Origin of the sequence: Microterricola gilva, assembly GCF_004217495.1 — a bacterium.
GTDB classification, from domain to species: Bacteria; Actinomycetota; Actinomycetes; order Actinomycetales; family Microbacteriaceae; genus Microterricola; species Microterricola gilva.
The window spans coordinates 1,771,918-1,790,402 of sequence record NZ_SHLC01000001.1 but is presented as its reverse complement, the minus strand read 5'-3'; the positions used below and the strand labels follow the sequence as shown (position 1 = coordinate 1,790,402).

The window sequence follows — 18,485 nt, the reverse complement described above, 5'->3', positions numbered from 1 at the left end:
GTAACCAATGGAGGTCCGTCGTGACTGAACTGATGCAAACACCGGCCGAAGCCGGTTACTCGATGCCGGCCGAATGGTCGCGACACGCCGCCTGTGTGATGATCTGGCCGGCCCGTCGCGAGCTCTGGAGCGACCGCTTCGATGAGGCCAAGCGCGACTACGCAGCTGTCGCCCGCGCGATCGCCGCATTTGAGCCGGTCGTCATGCTGTGCAACCCCGGCCTCGCCGCCGAGGTCATCGACTTCTGTGGCAGCGGAGTCGAACCGCTTGAGGTGCCGGTCGACGATTCCTGGGCCCGCGACAGCGGCCCGGCGTTCGTGACGAATGCCGCGGGCAACGTCGCGGCCGTCAAGTTCGGCTTCAACGCATGGGGCAATCGGTGGCATCCGCACGACCAGGACGCGCTGGTGCCCGACCGTCTCGCCGCGCACTTTGGCGTTCCGCTCTTCCGCGCCCCGTTCGTGCTCGAGGGCGGGGCGTTCCTCGTCGACGGCGAGGGCGCGCTGATCACAACCGAGCAGTGCCTGCTCAACCCGAACCGCAACCCCCACATGACGAAGGAGGAGATCGAACAGGGTCTCAAGGACTACCTCGGCGTCACGACCGTCACCTGGCTGCCCTACGGGCACAGCCTCGATGTTGGCCCGGCAGGCACCGACGGGCACATCGACGGGGTGGCGCAGTACATCGCCCCGGGGCGCGTGCTGCTTGAGGTGCCGTCCGATCGGGCGTCATCCGAGTATGAGCGTGCACGCGCCAACCTCGCCCGACTCGCCGAGACGCCCGATGCGGCCGGTCGCTCCCTCGACATCAGCATTCTCGATCCGCACCGCGACGCCGATGTGTCGTACGCAAACCACTACATCGCCAACGGGGCCGTCATCGTTCCCGTCGACGGCGGCGACCACGACGCGGCCGTGCTCGACGTTCTCGGCGGGCTGTACCCCGACCGCGAGATCGTCGGCGTTCCCGGCACGACGATCGCCTTCGGCGGCGGCGGCCCGCATTGCATCACGCAACAGGTTCCCGCGGGAGACTTCGGCGGTCGCGTGCAGCAGCCGAACGCGGAGCCAACCCGATGAGTGTGCGCGCCGCGAACGCGGCATTCGACGTCGTGGAGGCGTCGATCGCCGAGCTCCGTGCGGCGCTCGAGGACGGGCGGACGACGAGCGAGTCACTCACGCGCGCGTACCTCGATCGCATCGAGGCGTACGACCGGCACGGCACCGCGACCGCGCTGAACGCGCTCGTGGTGATGAACCCGAGCGCTCTCCTCGACGCCCGGGCATCCGATGAGCGCCGCGACCGGGGCGAGACGCTGGGTCCACTCGATGGCATCCCGTACACCGCGAAGGACAGCTACCTGGCGACCGGGCTCACCGCGGCGGCCGGCAGCCCGGCCTTCGAGCGCCTGGTCGCCCAGCGCGACGCCTTCACCATCGAACGGCTGCGCGCCGCTGGCGCCGTCCTCATCGGCCTCACGAACATGCCACCCATGGCGAACGGCGGCATGCAACGTGGCGTCTACGGCCGTGCCGAGAGCCCATACAACGCCGACTACCTCACGGCGGCATTCGGCTCTGGCTCGTCGAACGGCTCCGGCACCGCGACCGCTGCAAGCTTTGCGGCGTTCGGTCTCGGGGAAGAGACGTGGTCGTCGGGACGTGCCCCCGCATCGAACAACGCGCTGTGCGCCTACACACCGTCGCGCGGGGTGATCTCGGTGCGCGGCAACTGGCCGCTCGTGCCGACCATGGATGTGGTCGTTCCCCATACCCGCAGCATGGCTGACCTGTTCGAGGTGCTCGATGTGATTGTGTCTGACGACGTCGAGACACGAGGTGACTTCTGGCGCGTGCAGCCCTGGGTGCGGATCCCCGCGGCCTCGGCCGTTCGTCCACTGTCGTACGCCGCACTCCGAGCGGCAGACCCCAGCGCGGCCCGTGGAGCCCTCGCCGGAAAACGGTTCGGAGTGCCGCGCATGTACATCAATGCGGACCCTGAGCTCGGCACCGCTCTGCCCGGGCACGAGCCGGGCATTGGCGGCTCAACGGGCCGCGGCATCCACACCCGGGCGTCCGTCATCGAGCTGTGGGAGGCCGCCCGCCGTGATCTCGAGGCGGCGGGTGCGGAGGTCGTCCCGGTTGATTTCCCCGTTGTCACCAACTACGAGGGCGACCGCCCCGGCGCGCCAACGATCGCAACGCGCGGGCTGGTGAGCCCAGCATTTCTCCGGCGAGAGATCGTCGATCTGTCCGCCTGGGCGTGGAATGACTTTCTCGAGGCGAACGGTGACCCAGCACTGCGGTCGCTGGCGGATGTCGATGGCTCCCGGATCTTCCCAGCGGATGAGGGCACGTTGCCAGAGAGGTACACGGGATTCGACGACGATGTCGCCGAGTATCCCGAGTGGGTGCGTTCCAACCCCGGTGCGACATTCGCCGACATGCCCGAGCTCGAAGACGGGCTGCGCGGGCTCGAGGAGACCCGACGCGTCGACCTCGAGCAGTGGATGGACGCGCTGGGCCTCGCGGCGGTTGTCTTTCCCGCGGTCGCGGATGTCGGCCCGGCCGATATGGACGTCAATGAGGCATCCGCTGATCTCGGCTGGCGCAACGGCGTGTGGGTTGCGAACGGGAACCTCGTGCCACGCCACCTGGGCATCCCGACCGTGACGGTGCCGATGGGCACGATGGCCGACATCGGGATGCCGGTTGGGCTCACGTTCGCCGGACGCGCCTACGACGACAGCGCACTGCTCACGCTGGCAGCGGCGTTCGAGGCGACTGGTGCACGGCGCACCATTCCGCCGCGCACACCTCCGCTCAGCGCTTGATCAGTGCGCCGGCACCGCGCATTGCGGCGAGCGCGTCGCGTTCGGACTCGGTGAGCGGTTCACGTTGCGGGACCGGAGGGGCCGCAGGAGGGGCCGCAGGCGGAGCAGCCGGCGTGGCGTTCTGTGGTGCATCGAAGCGTACGAGCGAGTTGGCCTTGTCCAACGAATCGTGCATCCCTCGCAGCACGCGCTTGGCCGGATCGACGTCCCACTGGTAGAGCAGAAAGCGGTCGCCCTCCGGGGTGTGTACCCGTTGAATCGAGGCTTTGGGGAGCACAGCATCGTTTCGCATACAGACCCACATATCGACGTCAACACGAATCGGCTGGGGGAGGGTGGACATGGCTTGCTCCTGAAGATGCTCACGGTGCGTTCGCGCGCACACAGTTAACAGTATGCGCATGCGCGGGCATCGCGCGATGGCTCACTGGGCAGCGCCGCGAGGCGATCAGGTGTCGCATAGCCTTTCCTCAACACTCAGAGCGAGAAACAAGAAGGGTTGCCATGGCGCCGCGCATATTGAACACAGCGGATGAGTTGAGACGCATCATCGGAGACGGGCACATCTCGAACAAGGCCCTACAGACGATCACGGGAATCTCCGACGATGCGCTCGCGATGTACCTGAGAGTGACTCCGAGCGGAGACCCTGGGCTTTCCACGTCGCCTGCGGTGCTCTCGGGTGACGAGAGTGCACGCCTCTCCAGCCTCGTGGCGCAGCTGACAGGAGGGTTTCAGATTGACGATGACGTGCGCCTCAGAGCGATCATCGAGACGCTGACGGCCCAGTGCGGGTTGACCCTCCAGAACGTCGCCCTGTTGACGCGGGTCCGGGTCGAGCACCTTGAGAACTTCTTGCGCGACCCCACGAGCGTTCCGGTGGAGAGGAAATACGAGCTGGCGGTGAGGACCTCTTACCTCATCCACGCGGTCGCTAACGCCTTGCGGCCCTCAACGCTGATGCCATGACACGCCAGTGCTCGCGTTCGAGCGTTAGCCCACGTGCACCATCGCGGCGGCGTCACCCTGCGGGAGCAACTCCGTCTTCGTTCCTCGAATGAACACGGCGGCGATGACCGAGGCCAGGACCATTCCGACCGCGGCGGCGAGGAATGTCGCGGAGTAGCCGCTCGTGAAGGCCTCGAGCAGCGGCGTGCCGGTCAACCCGTTCGTCGTCCCCGCCGTGGCCGCGTAGATCGCCGTGAAGATCGAGAGGCCGATCGAGCCACCGATCTGCATGGCGGAGTTCGCGGTGGCGGATGCCGCGCCGGCATCGTGCGGGGCGACACCGCTGAGCGCGAGGTTCTGCAGCGGCACGAAGACGAAGCCCATGCCGAAACCCATCAGCACGAGTGCGGGAAGCACCTGCACGAAGTAGTCCCCGTCGGCGGTGATCCGGCTGAGGTAGGCGAGCCCGACCGCGACCAGCAGCGGGCCACCGACCATCATCGGGCGTGGACCACTGAGCGGAAGCAATTTCGTGGCGATGGGCGCGACGAGCATGATGGCGACGGTGAGGGGCAGGCTGGCCAGTCCTGAAGCGAACGGCGCCATGCCCAGCACGATCTGCAGGTGGAACGTGAGGTACAGAGTCGCCCCGATCATCACGCTGCCGGAGACGGCCTGAATCAGGAATGCCCCTCCGCGCACTCTGTTCGCCACGATGTTCAGCGGCAGCAGCGGCTGGGCGACCCGCGATTCGATCCACACGAACGCTGCGAGGAGCACGATGCCGCCGAAGAGGAATCCGATGGTGTCGGCTGAGCCCCATCCGCCTTCGGCGAGGCTGAAGCCGTACACCAGCGAACCGAGGCCGAGGATCACCGTGATGGCGCCCCAGACGTCGTAGCGGTTGTCGCCGTCGGCCTTGCTCTCGCTCAGGAAGAGGAGGCCACCGATGAGGCCGAGGATCACGAAGAACATGTTCACGAGCAGGCACCACCGCCAGTCGGCGAACTCGGTGAGTGCGCCGCCGAGGAGGAGACCGATGGCCGCGCCAGCCCCGGCGATCGTGCCGAAGACGGCGAATGCGGTGTTGCGGTCCTTGCCGTGTGTGAACGTCATCGTGAGGAGCGCGAGGGCAGCGGGTGCGAGCATCGCGGCGAACAGGCCCTGCAGACCGCGCGCGGCGATGAGTTCCGTCCCGTTCTGAGCCAGGCCGCCGAAGACGGATGCCGCGCCGAACCCGACCATGCCGACGAGGAAGGTGCGCTTCCGTCCCCAGTAGTCGGCGATTCTGCCGCCGAGCAGCAACAGTGCGCCGAACGCCAGGGCATAGGCGGTGACGACCCACTGCCGCTCGCTATCGGAGAGACCGAGCTCGATCTGCGCTTGCGGCAGGGCGATGTTCACGATCGTTCCGTCAAGAACGACGACGAGCTGCGTGAGCGAGAGCACGACGAGTGCCAACCAGCGGTTGGGTGAGCGAACAGGGGTAGACATGGAGAAACCTCCGGTTATCAAAAGGATGCCGGAGGTTTCAAGCCTCGGACCGAACGCACGATGTGCGGTCGACCACAGTGGCCACGTGGCCAATCAGGTGACCAGATTATCAGACGCGCCCCGACGTCCGCGGCGGCGACGTGCGTCCGAATCTGTTGCAGACTGGGGGAGTGCGGGATGAATGGGCGGATGACGGCAGCGATCTCTTCGACGGTCCGCCGTGCCCTGCCTGCGGCGTTGAGATGCAGCCGGACGGCGTCGACACCGTTGAGGGGCTCGAATCCTGTCACCGTTGTCCGCGCTGCAAGATGGTGCTTGTCATCCCCGGGTACTGAGACGTTCGGAGTTCAGCCTGAGGGTGCTGAGGGTGCCGCCAACTAGAGTTGCCCAATGGCTCGGATCTCCCCAGTAACTCTCCGTGGAAAGTTTGTCACCCTCGAACCTCTGAGCGAGGAGCACCACGACGGGCTGGTCGAGGCGGCATCCGATGGCGAGTTGTGGAACCTCTGGTACACCTCGGTGCCGCGCCCAGAGGACATGCTCACCGAGATCCAGCGGCGACTGGCCAGGCAGGAAGACGGCTCGATGGTTCCGTTCACGACGCGTCTGAACGACTCCGTTTCAGGCGGCCCCGGCACGATCATCGGCATGACCTCGTACTGCGACATCAACGCCGAACTGCCACGCGTGGAGATCGGCTACACCTGGAACGCAGCGAGCGCGCAGGGAACGGGAACGAATCCTGACAGCAAGCGACTGCTGCTCGGACACGCGTTCGAAACTCTTGACTGCGTCGCTGTCGAGTTCAGCACGCACTGGATGAACATGCAGTCCCGCGAGGCGATTGCGCGGTTGGGGGCGAAACAGGACGGGGTGCTGCGTGCGACGAGTCGCATGCCAGACGGTTCGCTCCGCGACACCGTCGTCTTCTCAATCATCGCCTCGGAGTGGCCGCAGGTTCGGAGCGGGCTCGACCTGCGACTCGCGAAGAAGCGCTGACACCGGGCGGCGACGCCGCAGCCCGTGTGATCAGTCTCGGCTTGGCGCACTCTGGCTGGCGCTGGCTTCGGTCAGCGCCGGGGCCCCAGCAGCGGGCCGTACCGCCGGCTCGCGATGCGGTCGTCGCCAGAACGATCGGGGAGTGCCGGGGATCAACTTCGCCCAGAACGGTGGCGCCTTCTCCTCGGTGAGCGCGGCGGGCACATCGATGTGGAACTCGGCGAGCTCCTCCGCGCCACGGTGCACCGTGCGGTACAGCGCCGTGCCGATGAGCACGCCGAGGGCGATGGACATCACCGAGGTGAGCGCGGTGACGAAGTCTTCGAACCCCTTCGTTGTCCCAACGGCCTCGGTGAGCCCCACCAAGCCGGCTGCGCCAGGAACCAGCAGCCAGAATGCGGGGAGGAACGTCAACTGCGACGGTGCGCCGCCGCGGAGGCTCGCGATCCACAGCACGACCGGTGTCATGGCGAGCGCGCCGACGAACCCGCTCACGGTCGATCCGACGAATGCCGTGCCGAGCGCCTGACCGATGTACGCGACGACCAGCACGAGCAACACCCAGCCGAAAGTTGAGGCGGGCGCGGAGAAGTGCAGGTAGTTGCCGATCGCGAACAGCAGCACACCGCCGATCGCCGCCCACCACGGGAATGCTCCGGTCGCCGCCTCCGGCACATAACTCGAGCTGTCAACACCGACGACGGTGCCAGCGGCGAGGATGCCGAACGCGAGGAGGGAGAGCTGGACGAGACCGAAGACGAGCCGCGATGCCCCGGCAATCATCTGCCCGGCGGCAAGCTCCACCGTCGCGGTCGTCAAGACCCCTCCGGGAAGGAACGTGACGAGTGGGGCGACGAGCAACCGGATCGGGTCGCCGATGGCGACGTACGGTGCGATGAGGAACACGGCTAGCGCGCACGCGAACGCTACGAACACGGGGAACACGATCTGCAGCGTTGGCGAGCGCACGAGCTTTGCGACGCCGATGAAGGCACCAAGCACGAACGCCACCAGCAAACCCTGCCAGGTCGGCGCGAGGAGAAGTGAGAGCCCGGCCGCGAGCAACGCGTGACCGAAGGTGCGTACGGCCCAGGCGTGTCGCGGCTTCATCGAGCCGATGTCGTTCAGCCTGTGGATGCCGTCGAGGGGGTCGACCTCGCCCCGCCGGGCTTCTTCGACGAGCGTGTAGAGCGCCGCGATCTGATCGAAGCGGAACGACGCGCCCGTCGAACGGATCTCGACGCGCCCCTCCTCAACGGCCCGTGTCTGCACGATGATGACGGTGGGCAACACCACGAACTCGGTGTCACTGCGACCATAGCTCTGGGCGACCGCGACCATGGTGTCGCGGATGCGGTCGACGGACTCCTCGGCGGCGTTCATTCCCTCGGCCAGCCCCAGCATGAATCTGCGGAGCACCGCCGGGTCGACTACCTCATCGGGCATTGCCCGCCCCTGTTGCCACTACCCGCGCCACGCTTCCCCCCTCAGTCGCACCAGCTCACCCGGCCAAACGGCAACGGTTGGGTCTCACGGTATCAAGCGCGGGGATGCGCCGCCGGGATTGCGGAATGCCGAGCCGTCGCCCGAGGTTGTAGTCGGCATGGGTATTCGCGACATCCCGTTCATGACCATGGATGGCAAGGAAATCTCGCTCGCCGCATTCGAGGGCAAGGCGTTGTTGATCGTCAACGTCGCATCCCGGTGCGGCCTCGCCCCGCAGTACGCGACGCTCGAGAAGCTCCAGGAGCAGTACGGCGAACGCGGTCTTCAAGTGCTCGGGTTCCCGAGTAACCAGTTCCTGCAGGAACTGGGTTCCAACGACGCCATCATCGAACTCTGCTCCGCGAAGTACGGCATCACGTTCCCGATCTTCGATCGTGTGCGGGTGAACGGGCGTCACGAACACCCTCTGTACACCGAGCTGAAGAAGACCGCGGATGCGGACGGCAAAGCGGGCAAGGTGCAGTGGAACTTCGAGAAGTTCCTGGTGACTCCTTCCGGCACTGTCCAGCGTTTCCGCCCGCGCACCGTGCCAGACGCCCCGGCCGTCCTGGCCGCGATCGAGGCGAGCCTGCCCGCCTGAGGCGGACGGTCACGCGGCTGGGCCCGCTGCGGCGACGCGCAACACGACGTTGCCTCGCTTGCGTCCGGTGTCGACGTAGCGGTGCGCCTCGACGATGTCGCTGAGGTCATAGCTGCGGTCGATGACGGCCCGGAAGCGTCCCGACTCCTCGCAGACCGCGTCGGGTGAGTCTCCTAGGTCATGCACCTTGCGGTTAGGATCTGACGGTGCCCGCCAGTCAACGATTCACGCGCCGTCCGCGCTACAACTGATGCCGGTGGATTCGACATGCGCCACTTCCAAATGGCAACGGATGGGCTCACGCGCCTTCTTGAATGCGCAACGTGCCATCAGGAGTGAAAATGTCGGCCAGAAGATGCTGCAGTCGTTCGCGATCCAAGATCATCGGATCCTGATCCTCGCTAGACATGTAATAGCTAATACCCTCTAATGCAATGAACGTAAAGTCGACCGGTCGACCGCACGCGGCTTCGATCCACTCCTTCTTCTTTATGAGCTTCTTGCGCCAGCCAGCTGCGTCGGTGGCCGACAATTTCGTCGCGGCAGTCTGCAAGTTGTGAGTAGCGTTGATCGACTTGCATTCGCACAACATGAGGAGACCCTCCGCGTCGTTCCAGGCTAGGACGTCTATCTCGCCGGGGCTGCGACCGGCATTGGCGAGAGATTGGCTGATCTCAAGTACCGTTCCGGAACTGTTTGGGCGGAGATCGATGGCGCCGAGAGACCAATGGCCCGACTCGCTCACGCTACCGGCTATGAATCCACAGCTCTCGAAGCGGGAGATCACTTCCGCCTCAAATGGATCGCTAACCGCTACCTTCCAGAGATCCATCCTGTGGAGCCAGAGCTGCGCCCAAGGCGCAACGGAGTCGTACAGGAGGGCAAGCGATGTAACGTAGCCGCCGGAGACGGGATGCAGCGGGTAAGCGGTGAGCTGCATGTCGTTGCTTCCAGGTTTGCCGTCTACCGCAGCGCTGTCCAACAACAAACCGATATCCGCAGACCCAAACACTAAGGAAGTTGACTTGCCAGATCGGGTGCTGAATTCGGGGACGAGATGGAACTGTGTGTAGAACTGTTTGGGCAAGAAGATAATCGCATTTGGGACGGCTGTTCTGAAATCAAATCGCTGGAGCCATATCACCGCGGCCAGCCGCAAATAGAGGCCGCGCCATAGCTCTGCATAACGCGGCCCCTGCGGAACGTTTCGAAGATGGGTCGTATCAGGCAATAGCCGGGCGGGGTCCGCGCCATTGGCAAGGCGGGCTAGTCGCGCCATCGAAGGTGACGCCGCTAGCCTGTTGGCATCCGGCGCAAGCTGCAGGCCTTCCCCAACGGAGATCAACTCGCCAGAATTCTCGGTGTCGGCCGTCTCAAACTCAGGTAACACGCTTGCCAGATAGTCGGAGTGGTCGTTGGCACACGCCGTCACAAGCCCAACCAGCGCTGAGACAGATCGACCCGGGTCGCCATGATTCGACGTGCGAAGCGCAACGAGCGCGCGTTTGACTGCAGGGCGATATCGAGCGAGTTCTAACTGGTCCGCTCCCAATGACGCAGACCAAAGGCCGACGAGGATCGGTACCGCCCAATCCGAATCAATCCTCGCCGCTACGTGCTCGACGTCTCCAACGTCTGCATGCTCATCTGCCGCCACGATGGCATCTATGAATTCTTGGACTTGTCTACGTGCTCTACTCAAGTTCATGTACGCCCCCGTTGCCGTCGTATTCACCCTTGGTGCGGATTCCAAGGTGATGTCAGCCGCCCTTGCAACACTAAGGCTTGAAGCGTGAGATTGATTTCACTGCGAACGCTACTGCTGCAGAATCCACACGAGGAAGTCCCTCAGTCGTTGATGCTTGACGCTCGACTTCTCTTGCGCAATGGGGAGTCTCGGTCGGACTACCGTGCAGGCGAGGAGCGCGCTAGCCAACCGCGTTTCTCGTCACAAAGTGCGCCGCCCCTTGGTTGCGTGCGCGCACGAATCCCCTTTTCCTCCGGAAGCCCAGTATGTATGGACCCTTACAGGGGCGAGTGGGTCCCAGAGCACGAGGACTTCGTAGGAGTGAACTTGGGCCCGACTACTGCTCGTCCCGCACTGCGGCGACGCGCAACACGACGTTGCCTCGCTTGCGTCCGGTGTCGACGTAACGATGCGCCTCGACGATGTCGCTGAGGTCATAGCTGCGGTCGATGACGGCCCGGAAGCGCCCCGCGTCCGCGAGGCTGACGAGATACGCGAGATCCTCGGCGGCGGGCTTTCCAACGTCGAAGGTCACGAGCTTTCCCGAGCGGCGGCTCTGCCCCCGGCTTCGGAGCATCCCCCTGAGGTCCGCGATGATCAGGAGGAGGGCCCCGCCCGGGTTGATGGCAGCACTGACCCTGTCGAACGGCGCGTTGCCGACGCACTCGACGATCACGTCGAATGAGGGGCCGGATGCCGCGAAGTCCTGCTTCGTGTAGTCGATCACGCGGTCGGCCCCGAGTGAGGTGACCAGTTCGGCGTTGGCCCCGCTCGTCACGGCGGTGACATCGGCGCCGAGCTCCTTCGCGAGCTGGACGGCGGCGGTGCCGACGGCGCCGGACGCACCGTTGACGAGCACCGTGGTGCCCGAGCCGATGGTGACGTTCCGGAAGAATCCGTGGGCGGTGACGCCGCCGAACACCAGTGTGACCGCCTCCTCGAAGCTCATCTTCTCTGGGGCACGGGCGATCGCGCCGTCCTCGGGCACGCGGACGTACTCGGCGTGTCCGCCGAATGCCCCGCCGGTCATGGCGATCACCCGGTCGCCAGGGGCGAAGCGGGTGACACCGGCGCCGACGGCCTCGACGACGCCAGCGGCGTCCATGCCGAGGATGCGCCGGCTCGGCCGGAACACGCCGAGCCCGACGGCGGCGAGCGGCCCGAGGCCGGCCGGGATGTCGCGGCTGCGGGCCCGGTGGTCGGCGACGCTGACGGTGCTGGCGTGCACCCTGATGAGCACGTCGCCTGGGCCAGGCGCGGGGATCGGGAGCTGTTCGAGACGGACGACGTCCGGTGCGCCGAAATGGCGATACACGGCCGCGGTCATGGCGAGGCGGATGCCGGTTGTGGTTGTCATGCCTCGATGCTCGTCGCGGCGTCGCCAGCGGGCATCGGCGGAACGGCCGGAACCGGCTCGGCCGAAAGTACGGTCTACCCGTCATCCGCTCCACCGATGACGCGCGGTGTGGTTCGGGCGAGCATCGAATCATGACCTCTGTCACCGCCATCACCCGCAGCAGCACCGACCGACCGCCGCGCCGACCCGGCGGATGGCTCGTGCCCACCGGACTGATCCTCCTCAGCCTCATCCCCGTGCTCGGCGGTGCCTTCCGCCTCAGCGAGCTGGGCGGCGGCGCGGCCATCACCGCGGACAACGCGCGGTTCTTCGCCGCGCCTGTCCCGATCGTCGCGCACATCGTCGGCGCAACCGTGTACTGCCTGCTCGGCGCATTCCAGTTCGTGCCCGCGCTGCGGGGGAGGCGTGCGTGGCATCGCATCGCCGGACTCATCCTGATCCCCGCCGGGCTGATCGCCGCACTCTCCGGGCTGTGGATGGCCGTCTTCGTGACCCCCGCACCGGGTGCAGGCGGCACGCTCCTCCTCGCCCTGCGACTGGCCTTCGGCTCCGCCCTGGCAGCGTGCATCATTCTCGGTGTCGTCGCGATCCGCAGGCGCGACTTCGGCAGCCACGGCGCGTGGATGACCCGCGCCTACGCGCTCGGCGTCGCCGCCGGAACCCAGGCGATCGTGTTCGCCATCTGGATCATCGGCGGTGGCGCAACCGACGAGCTGACCGGTGCCGTGCTGATGGGAACGGCGTGGGTGATCAACGCCGCGGTGGCCGAGCTCGTCATCCGCCGGCGCTCCCGGGGTGCGGGCGTGGCGCGCTCGCCCAGCCACCCCGCCGTGCCGTGATGGACTCGTATCATGAAGGGGTGATCGGACTCCTGCGCTCCGCGTGGAACCTGCCGAGTGCCGTCCCCCTGCCGCCGCGCCGGGTGTGGCGGGACTGGGCCCTCGTGGCGATCGTCGCCGCCTGCGCGATCACAGAGGTGTTGATCCGGGCCGCCGAGCTGCCGCGGCCGCTGCTCTCCGTTGTCATCCTGCTCGCCGTCACCCCGGCCTTCCTCTGGCGCCGCACCAAGCCCCTCCTCATGCTCGTCATCGTGTTCGTCGCGATGGCGCCCATCGAGGTGTTCCTTCCCGATTCGATCCTGTACACGGGCGTGGTCGCCATCGTGCTGCCCTACGCGCTCTTCCGCTGGGCATCGGGGCGCGAGCTGGTGATCGGGTCGTGCGTCATCCTCGGCAGCCTCGGGTTGAGCTTCATCCGCGGAGGCGGCCTCGACGACCTCATCGGCGGATTCGCGCTGCTGCTCTCGGTGGCGATCCTCGGCATGGCCTTCCGCTACCGGGCGAGCTCCCGGCAGCGCCAGCTCGAGCGCATCAAGGTGCTGGAGCGCGAGGGCCTGGCGCGCGACCTGCACGACACCGTCGCCCACCACGTCTCGGCCATTGCGATCCGCGCGCAGGCCGGGCTCGCCATGGCTGCACACGATCCGGATGCCGCGACGGCCGCGCTCGAGGTGATCGAGGCCGAGGCGGCGAAGACCCTGGGCGAGATGCGCTCGATGGTGCGTGTGCTGCGCCAGGGGGAGTCGGCCGATCTCGCGCCCAGCCCGCGGCTGGCCGATCTCGAGCAGCTCGCGGGTACCAGGCCGGGCAGCGCAACCGTCGCCGTGCGGGTCGGCGGCGACGCCGAGAGCGTCCCGCCGACGGTGGCCGCCGCCGTCTACCGCCTCGTCCAGGAGTCTGTGACCAACGCACTCCGCCACGCGCGCAAGGTCACCCGCATCGACGTGACCGTGCAGGCGGATGCCGGAGGGGTGCAGATCGCGGTGGCCAATGACGGTGAGGTCGCGCTGTCAGCGACGCCGGGCTATGGCATCACCGGCATGATCGAGCGCGCTGCTCTGCTCGGCGGCACCTGCCAGGCCGGTCCAGCGCCGGGCGGCGGGTGGAGGGTCATCGCGGTGCTTCCTCGTGTTGGATGGACCTCATGACCATCCGCGTGCTCATCGCCGACGACCAGGAGCTCGTGCGCACCGGACTCAGCATGATCCTCGGCGCGCAGCCCGACATCGAGGTGGTCGGGCAGGCCGCGGACGGCAACGAGGCTGTGGCACTCGCCCGCAGCCTGCGCCCCGATGTGTGCCTCTTCGACATTCGGATGCCGGGCCTCGACGGCATCGAGGCCACCACGGCCATCGCCGGTCCCGGCGTTGAGAACCCGATGGCGGTCGTGATCATCACCACCTTCGACCTCGACGAGTACGTGTACGCGGCGCTCCGGGCCGGCGCCCGCGGATTCCTGCTCAAGGATGCCGGCTCGGCACTGCTCGGTCAGGCAGTGCGCGCGGCCGCCGACGGCGATGCCCTGATCGCCCCGAATGTGACCGTGCGGCTGCTGGAGGCATTCGCCGGGGCGGCGCCGGCGAAAGCCGCGCCACCGGCACAGCCGATCGAACCGCTCACCCACCGCGAAGAAGAGGTGCTCGCCAAGGTGGCGATCGGGCTCAGCAACAGCGAGATCGCGAGTGAGTTGTTCATCACACTCAGCACGGTGAAGACCCACCTCGCCAGCCTGATGGCGAAACTCGGCGCGCGGAATCGGGTCGAGATCGCCATCTGGGCGCATCAGACCGGGCGCATCCCGAACCCCCTCTGAGTAAGTGAGAACCCTTCGCCTGCTGCCTGTGTCACTATGAAGCCGCATCGATGCACCGTTTCGACGTGCGCGCCCCTGCGAGATCGCGGCGGTCGCCCACGATTCACTGATGAGGAGCTACACATGCCCAGTCTTCGGCGTCTCGATGGCAGGCCGGCCGCGCGCGTGGCGCGGCGGGGGTTCTCGGCATGAGCGACGAGACGGCCGCTGTCCAGCGCTTCCAGGTCGACCTGTCCGGCATGGTCGATTTGCTGTCTCGGCACCTGTACTCCGGCCCTCAGGTCTACGTGCGGGAGCTGCTGCAGAACGGTGTGGATGCGATCACGGCGCGTCGGAAGTCCGACCCGACGGCGGCTGCACGCATCACGATCACCGTGTCAGACGGGCTGGTTGAGGTGCATGACACCGGTGCCGGGCTGACCGTCACTGAGGCGCGAGAGCTGCTCGCAACGATCGGGCGCTCCTCAAAGCGGGATCCGATGCTCGGCTTGGGTCGGACAGAGTACATCGGTCAGTTCGGGATCGGCATGCTTGCGGCGTTCATGATCGCCTCGCGCATCGAGGTCACGTCGCGTTCGACGAGTGACGGCGCTGTTCCGATCCGGTGGGTCGGTCACGACGACGGCACCTTCGAGGTCGAGGAGATCGCCGATGCGGATGCGCCCGACTCCGGCACGCGGGTCCGGCTCGTCGCTCGGCCGGACATGGCCGAATGGGTGTCGCTGGAGACCGTCTCCGCTCTCGCGCGGGAGTACGGTTCGTTCCTGCCGTTCCCCGTGGTGATCGAGGCGCCCGACCATGATCCGGTGGCGGTGTCACGGCCGGAGCTGCCGTGGAAGGCGACATACGCCTCGGATGCCGCCAGGGCCGCCGCGCTGCGTGCCTACTGTGAGCAAGAACTGGGGTTCACTCCGCTTGCACACATCGATCTGGAGGTTCCGCTCGCCGGGGTATCCGGCGTGGCCTTCGTCCTCCCGCAGTCGGTCACGGCCGGCTCCCATGCCCACCGGGTCTACGTCAAGCGGATCCTGCTCAACGCCAGGACCGAGGGCCTGCTGCCCGAGTGGGCGTTCTTCGTCCGCGTGGTGGCCGACACCGCGCTCAGCCCGACCGCCTCGCGTGAAGCCCTCCACGACGACGAGATCCTCGAGGCCACGCGCGAGCAGCTTGGCGCACAGTTGCGAGCCTGGGCCCGCCGCACCCTCACGAACGGCTCAGAGACGGCTCGGACGTTCATCTCGACTCACCACCTCGCACTGCGTTCGCTCGCGGTCAGCGATGCCGAGATGCTGGAACTGGTCGCACAGATCCTGCCCTACGAGACGACCGATGGTCTGCTGACCCTCGCCGACGTCTCCCGTCAGGGTGAGCTGCTCTACACGACCACCACCGAGGCGTACCGCCGTGTGGCGACCGTAGCCAGAGCGCAGGGTCTCATCGTGGTCAACGCCGGTTATGTCTACGACGCGGAGATCATCCAGAAGCTCGGGCAGAGTGGCTGGGTGGTGCGCGAGCTCGGCTCCGGCGACCTGGTCCAGGTGCTGGGGGAGCTCGAGCCGTCCCGCACCGCCGAGGTCGCGGAGGCCACTGTTGCCGCTCGCCTCGTCCTCGCCAGCGAAGACTGCGACGTGATCGTCCGGGAGTTCGAGCCGCGCGGGGTGCCGTCGATCCTGCTGCGCGACCGGGAGGGCGATTTCCAGCGCGGTCTGCGCTCCGAGCGCGCGCAACACGGCGGCGCGTGGGGTGACCTGCTCGGATCGCTCGCGGAGCCCGAAGCCGTGCCGACGCGCACACTGGTCTTGAACGACTCCGCCCCGGTCGCGCGTCAACTGCTCGATGCCACGGGCGAGGTGTTCGACGCCGGTCTGAAGAGTTTGTATCTGTCCGCAGTGATGCTCGCCGGGGAGGGGCTCCGGCCCAGCGAGATCGACGCGATGAACAACGCACTCAGCGTCCTGCTGAGTGCCAGCCTGAGGGGGACCGAACAGTGAACGATGCGGAAGCACGAAACGAGCTGGCCGAGGTGTACAGCATGCCGGACGGGCTGGCACGCAACGCCCGCGCCGAGGATCTCGCCCAGCGGATCGAGAACGAAGGACCCGCCGATTGTCTGGCGGAGGCCCTGCTCGATCTCATCGACGCGTACACCTCAAGCGATGAGGCCTACAAGTCGTTCCCCGTGATGGCCAGACTGCTGAGACTGTGGGATGAGCGCCCAGACCTCTTCGACAAGTCCGATGAGTTCGCGCTGTTCTGGCAATTCAAGTGGGTCGCCGGTCACCTCCCGGCCTGGCTGCAGGTGTCCCGCCCGCAAGCTCTCGCGGTTCTGGAGGACATGCAACGCCGCTACGACCTCGCCGGTCACGGAGCGAGCGGGTACCTCGCCGCCCGGTTCCGGTTCGCCTTCCTGACCGGTGATCCCGCCGTTGAAGACGTCCGCTCACTCTGGCGCGCCACCCCGCGTGACGAGTTCTCGAATTGTGAGGCCTGCGAACCGGGCGAGCAAGCCGACTACCTGTACGTCACCGGCCAATACGATGAGCTCGCCGCACTCGCGGGGAAGCTCCACGGATCCTGCAACCTCGAACCCACGCGCGGCCTCTCAGCCCTGGCCGTTGCCCACCTGATGCGGGGCGAGGCCCCTCAGGCGGCATCGATTCTGGGTGAGGCTCACCGCCGCATGACGCTGGATGTGCCCACCGATGCGGCCGGAGCACGCGGGCAACAGCTCGAGGTGCTGCTCCGCGGTGGGCAGATCGACGAGGCACTCAAACGGCTGCGAACGGCCGACATCGTGTTGCTCGACGGAGCGAAGACCCCGCTCGCACACCTCAGCTTCCTCATCTCGCTCCTTGCTGGCTTGTCCTCGGCCCGCGACCAGCACGCAGGCGACAGCACCGCGTTGCCTGCGCCGCACGGTGTAACCCTGTCCGAGCTGCACACCCAGGTTCTCGGCAGGGCCAGAGACCTCGCCGGACGATTCGACGAGCGCAACGGCAACGGCTTTTACGACGGACTCATCGACCGCGCGCTCACGGCACGGCCGGCGCCCGAACCGCTTCCACACCAGCCCCTGCCCGTCCACGCGGAGCCCAGTACAACCGGAGAAGACACCATGACCGCATCGCACGACTTCACCGCGGATGCCGCAACGCTGGGCGCGCTCAGCACGCAGCGCATCGAAGCCGCGCTCAGCGCCGATGGAGTCAACTTCGGCAACGACAGCGACGGAGACATCATCTCCGTGTGGGATGAGAACCCGTTCTGGTTCCTGCTGATCGGCACCGAGAGCCCCATCCTGCGCATCAGCGCGAAGTGGAAGGCGTGGCTGCCCGCTGCGAACCAGGCCGCCGCCACGGACGCGGTCAACGAGTGGCACAACTCCCGGCTGTTCCCGCGTGTGCTGCTCAGCACGGATGCCGACGGTGATGTCTTCTTGGGCATCGACCGCAACGTCGACCTCGAGTTCGGGATCACCGATGCCCAGCTGCGAAACGAGCTCAGCACCACGATCCGCGCCGGGCTCCAGTTCTTCGAGTTCCTGGAGGAGCGCTTCCCGACCGCGGTCGCGGCGGCAGAGGAGTACCGCGCCGCATCGCGCGCCGCCGCGGAGGATCCCGCCTGATGACGGCAGCGTCCACTCGGGCGAAGCCTCTTGCCCTGATCACCGGGGCCGCCCGCGCCAACAGCATCGCTGCAGGGATTGTGCCCCGCCTGGTCGCGGAGGGCTGGGACGTTGTCACCAGCGATCTCCAGGGGGCCGACTACGGCTGTGATCTGTCGACTCGGACCGGGCCCGCGGAACTCGTGGATGCCGTCATCCGCGACCATGGCGCGATCAGCGCGCTCATCCTCAGCCACGCCCACGGCGTCGAGTCGGGGATCCTGGACACGACGGCTGAGAGCTTCGACATGCACGTCGCGGTCAACGCGCGGGCAAGCCTCCTGCTCATCGCGGAGTTCGCCAGACGCGTGCCAGAAAGCGGCGGCGCGATCGTGGCGTTGACCAGTGATCACACCACGGGGAACCTGCCGTACGGGGCGTCGAAGGGCGCACTGGACCGCATCGTCATCTCCGCGGCACGCGAGCTCGGGCCGCTGGGCATCTCCGCCAACGTGCTCAACCCGGGACCGATCGACACCGGTTGGATGGACGAGGGCGTACGGACCGCACTGGCCGCCCAACAGCCAGGTGGTCGCCTTGGGCTGCCGACAGACATCGCGGACGTCGTCGCGTTCCTGGTCTCGCCGCAGGGGCGCTGGATTTCCGGGCAGCTCCTCCACGCCGACGGAGCGTTCTCCGCGCGCTACTGAAAGCCGGAACCGCCGGGTTCAGCCTGTCTTCAGCATCCGGCGAGCATCCTCT

The 18,485-nt window shown here is 66.8% G+C and carries 17 protein-coding genes; 11 read left to right on the top strand and 6 right to left on the bottom strand.

The genetic code is table 11. The features are described from left to right. Window positions 1-20: 20 nt before the first annotated feature. Both EV379_RS08315 and EV379_RS08310 read left to right on the top strand, forming a co-directional pair. Complete coding sequence (locus tag EV379_RS08315) at window positions 21-1,082, top strand: agmatine deiminase family protein (RefSeq protein WP_207226216.1); 1,062 nt, start codon at window positions 21-23, stop codon at window positions 1,080-1,082. After that, entirely contained in the window at window positions 1,079-2,836 is a 1,758-nt protein-coding gene (locus tag EV379_RS08310; protein ID WP_130505727.1) for an amidase, read from the top strand. The genes EV379_RS08315 and EV379_RS08310 overlap by 4 nt, the downstream gene beginning before the upstream one ends. Here the strand turns inward: EV379_RS08310 and EV379_RS08305 are convergent. Next, the gene (locus EV379_RS08305) at window positions 2,826-3,179 is read right to left on the bottom strand and encodes a hypothetical protein (protein WP_130505726.1); all 354 of its coding nucleotides are present in this window, start codon (window positions 3,177-3,179) and stop codon (window positions 2,826-2,828) included. The genes EV379_RS08310 and EV379_RS08305 overlap by 11 nt on opposite strands. 161 nt (window positions 3,180-3,340) lie before the next feature. Between EV379_RS08305 and EV379_RS08300 the strand changes: the two genes are divergently transcribed. Continuing rightward, window positions 3,341-3,805, top strand: coding sequence for an HTH domain-containing protein (locus EV379_RS08300; protein ID WP_130505725.1), 465 nt, complete (start codon window positions 3,341-3,343; stop codon window positions 3,803-3,805). Window positions 3,806-3,829: 24 nt separating this feature from the next. Here the strand turns inward: EV379_RS08300 and EV379_RS08295 are convergent, their stop codons facing one another. Beyond that, the gene (locus EV379_RS08295; protein ID WP_165397326.1) at window positions 3,830-5,278 is read right to left on the bottom strand and encodes an MFS transporter; all 1,449 of its coding nucleotides are present in this window, start codon (window positions 5,276-5,278) and stop codon (window positions 3,830-3,832) included. A gap of 390 nt (window positions 5,279-5,668) precedes the next feature. Between EV379_RS08295 and EV379_RS08290 the strand changes: the two genes are divergently transcribed. Beyond that, a complete protein-coding gene (locus tag EV379_RS08290) occupies window positions 5,669-6,277 on the top strand; it encodes a GNAT family N-acetyltransferase (protein ID WP_130505724.1) in 609 nt (202 codons plus the stop codon). Between the two features lie 30 nt (window positions 6,278-6,307). Here the strand turns inward: EV379_RS08290 and EV379_RS08285 are convergent, their stop codons facing one another. Continuing rightward, window positions 6,308-7,723 carry a threonine/serine exporter family protein gene (locus tag EV379_RS08285; protein WP_130505723.1) on the bottom strand — a complete coding sequence of 472 codons (1,416 nt, stop codon included), beginning with the start codon at window positions 7,721-7,723 and terminating at the stop codon, window positions 6,308-6,310. A gap of 157 nt (window positions 7,724-7,880) precedes the next feature. Between EV379_RS08285 and EV379_RS08280 the strand changes: the two genes are divergently transcribed. Beyond that, window positions 7,881-8,363 (top strand): glutathione peroxidase, encoded by a 483-nt coding sequence (locus tag EV379_RS08280; protein ID WP_130505722.1) that lies wholly within the window; start codon window positions 7,881-7,883, stop codon window positions 8,361-8,363. A 9-nt stretch (window positions 8,364-8,372) separates the two neighbouring features. On the opposite strand, the gene EV379_RS08275 is transcribed toward EV379_RS08280, so the two are convergent. The 3 genes from EV379_RS08275 to EV379_RS08265 all read right to left on the bottom strand — a co-directional run bounded on the left by EV379_RS08275 (window position 8,373) and on the right by EV379_RS08265 (window position 11,467). Then, window positions 8,373-8,549: a zinc-binding dehydrogenase gene (locus EV379_RS08275; RefSeq protein ID WP_242616292.1), complete on the bottom strand. Its 177-nt coding sequence runs from the start codon at window positions 8,547-8,549 to the stop codon at window positions 8,373-8,375. 112 nt (window positions 8,550-8,661) lie between these two features. Then, entirely contained in the window at window positions 8,662-10,020 is a 1,359-nt protein-coding gene (locus EV379_RS08270; protein ID WP_130505720.1) for a hypothetical protein, read from the bottom strand. A gap of 427 nt (window positions 10,021-10,447) precedes the next feature. Beyond that, the gene (locus tag EV379_RS08265) at window positions 10,448-11,467 is read right to left on the bottom strand and encodes an NAD(P)-dependent alcohol dehydrogenase (protein WP_207226215.1); all 1,020 of its coding nucleotides are present in this window, start codon (window positions 11,465-11,467) and stop codon (window positions 10,448-10,450) included. 131 nt (window positions 11,468-11,598) lie between these two features. Here EV379_RS08265 and EV379_RS08260 point away from each other — a divergent pair, with 131 nt between their 5' ends. The 6 genes from EV379_RS08260 to EV379_RS08235 all read left to right on the top strand — a co-directional run bounded on the left by EV379_RS08260 (window position 11,599) and on the right by EV379_RS08235 (window position 18,433). Then, window positions 11,599-12,306, top strand: a complete 708-nt coding sequence (locus tag EV379_RS08260) for a DUF2306 domain-containing protein (RefSeq protein ID WP_130505719.1) — start codon at window positions 11,599-11,601, stop codon at window positions 12,304-12,306. Between the two features lie 20 nt (window positions 12,307-12,326). Next, on the top strand, window positions 12,327-13,454 hold the full coding sequence (locus EV379_RS08255; protein ID WP_130505718.1) for a sensor histidine kinase: 1,128 nt from the start codon (window positions 12,327-12,329) through the stop codon (window positions 13,452-13,454). After that, window positions 13,451-14,119 carry a response regulator gene (locus tag EV379_RS08250; protein ID WP_130505717.1) on the top strand — a complete coding sequence of 223 codons (669 nt, stop codon included), beginning with the start codon at window positions 13,451-13,453 and terminating at the stop codon, window positions 14,117-14,119. Before EV379_RS08255 ends, EV379_RS08250 begins: the two co-directional genes overlap by 4 nt. A 188-nt stretch (window positions 14,120-14,307) precedes the next feature. Beyond that, complete coding sequence (locus EV379_RS08245; protein WP_130505716.1) at window positions 14,308-16,110, top strand: HSP90 family protein; 1,803 nt, start codon at window positions 14,308-14,310, stop codon at window positions 16,108-16,110. Next, entirely contained in the window at window positions 16,107-17,744 is a 1,638-nt protein-coding gene (locus EV379_RS08240; protein ID WP_130505715.1) for a YbjN domain-containing protein, read from the top strand. Before EV379_RS08245 ends, EV379_RS08240 begins: the two co-directional genes overlap by 4 nt. Continuing rightward, window positions 17,744-18,433, top strand: coding sequence for an SDR family oxidoreductase (locus EV379_RS08235; protein ID WP_130505714.1), 690 nt, complete (start codon window positions 17,744-17,746; stop codon window positions 18,431-18,433). Before EV379_RS08240 ends, EV379_RS08235 begins: the two co-directional genes overlap by 1 nt. Window positions 18,434-18,485 lie beyond the last annotated feature (52 nt).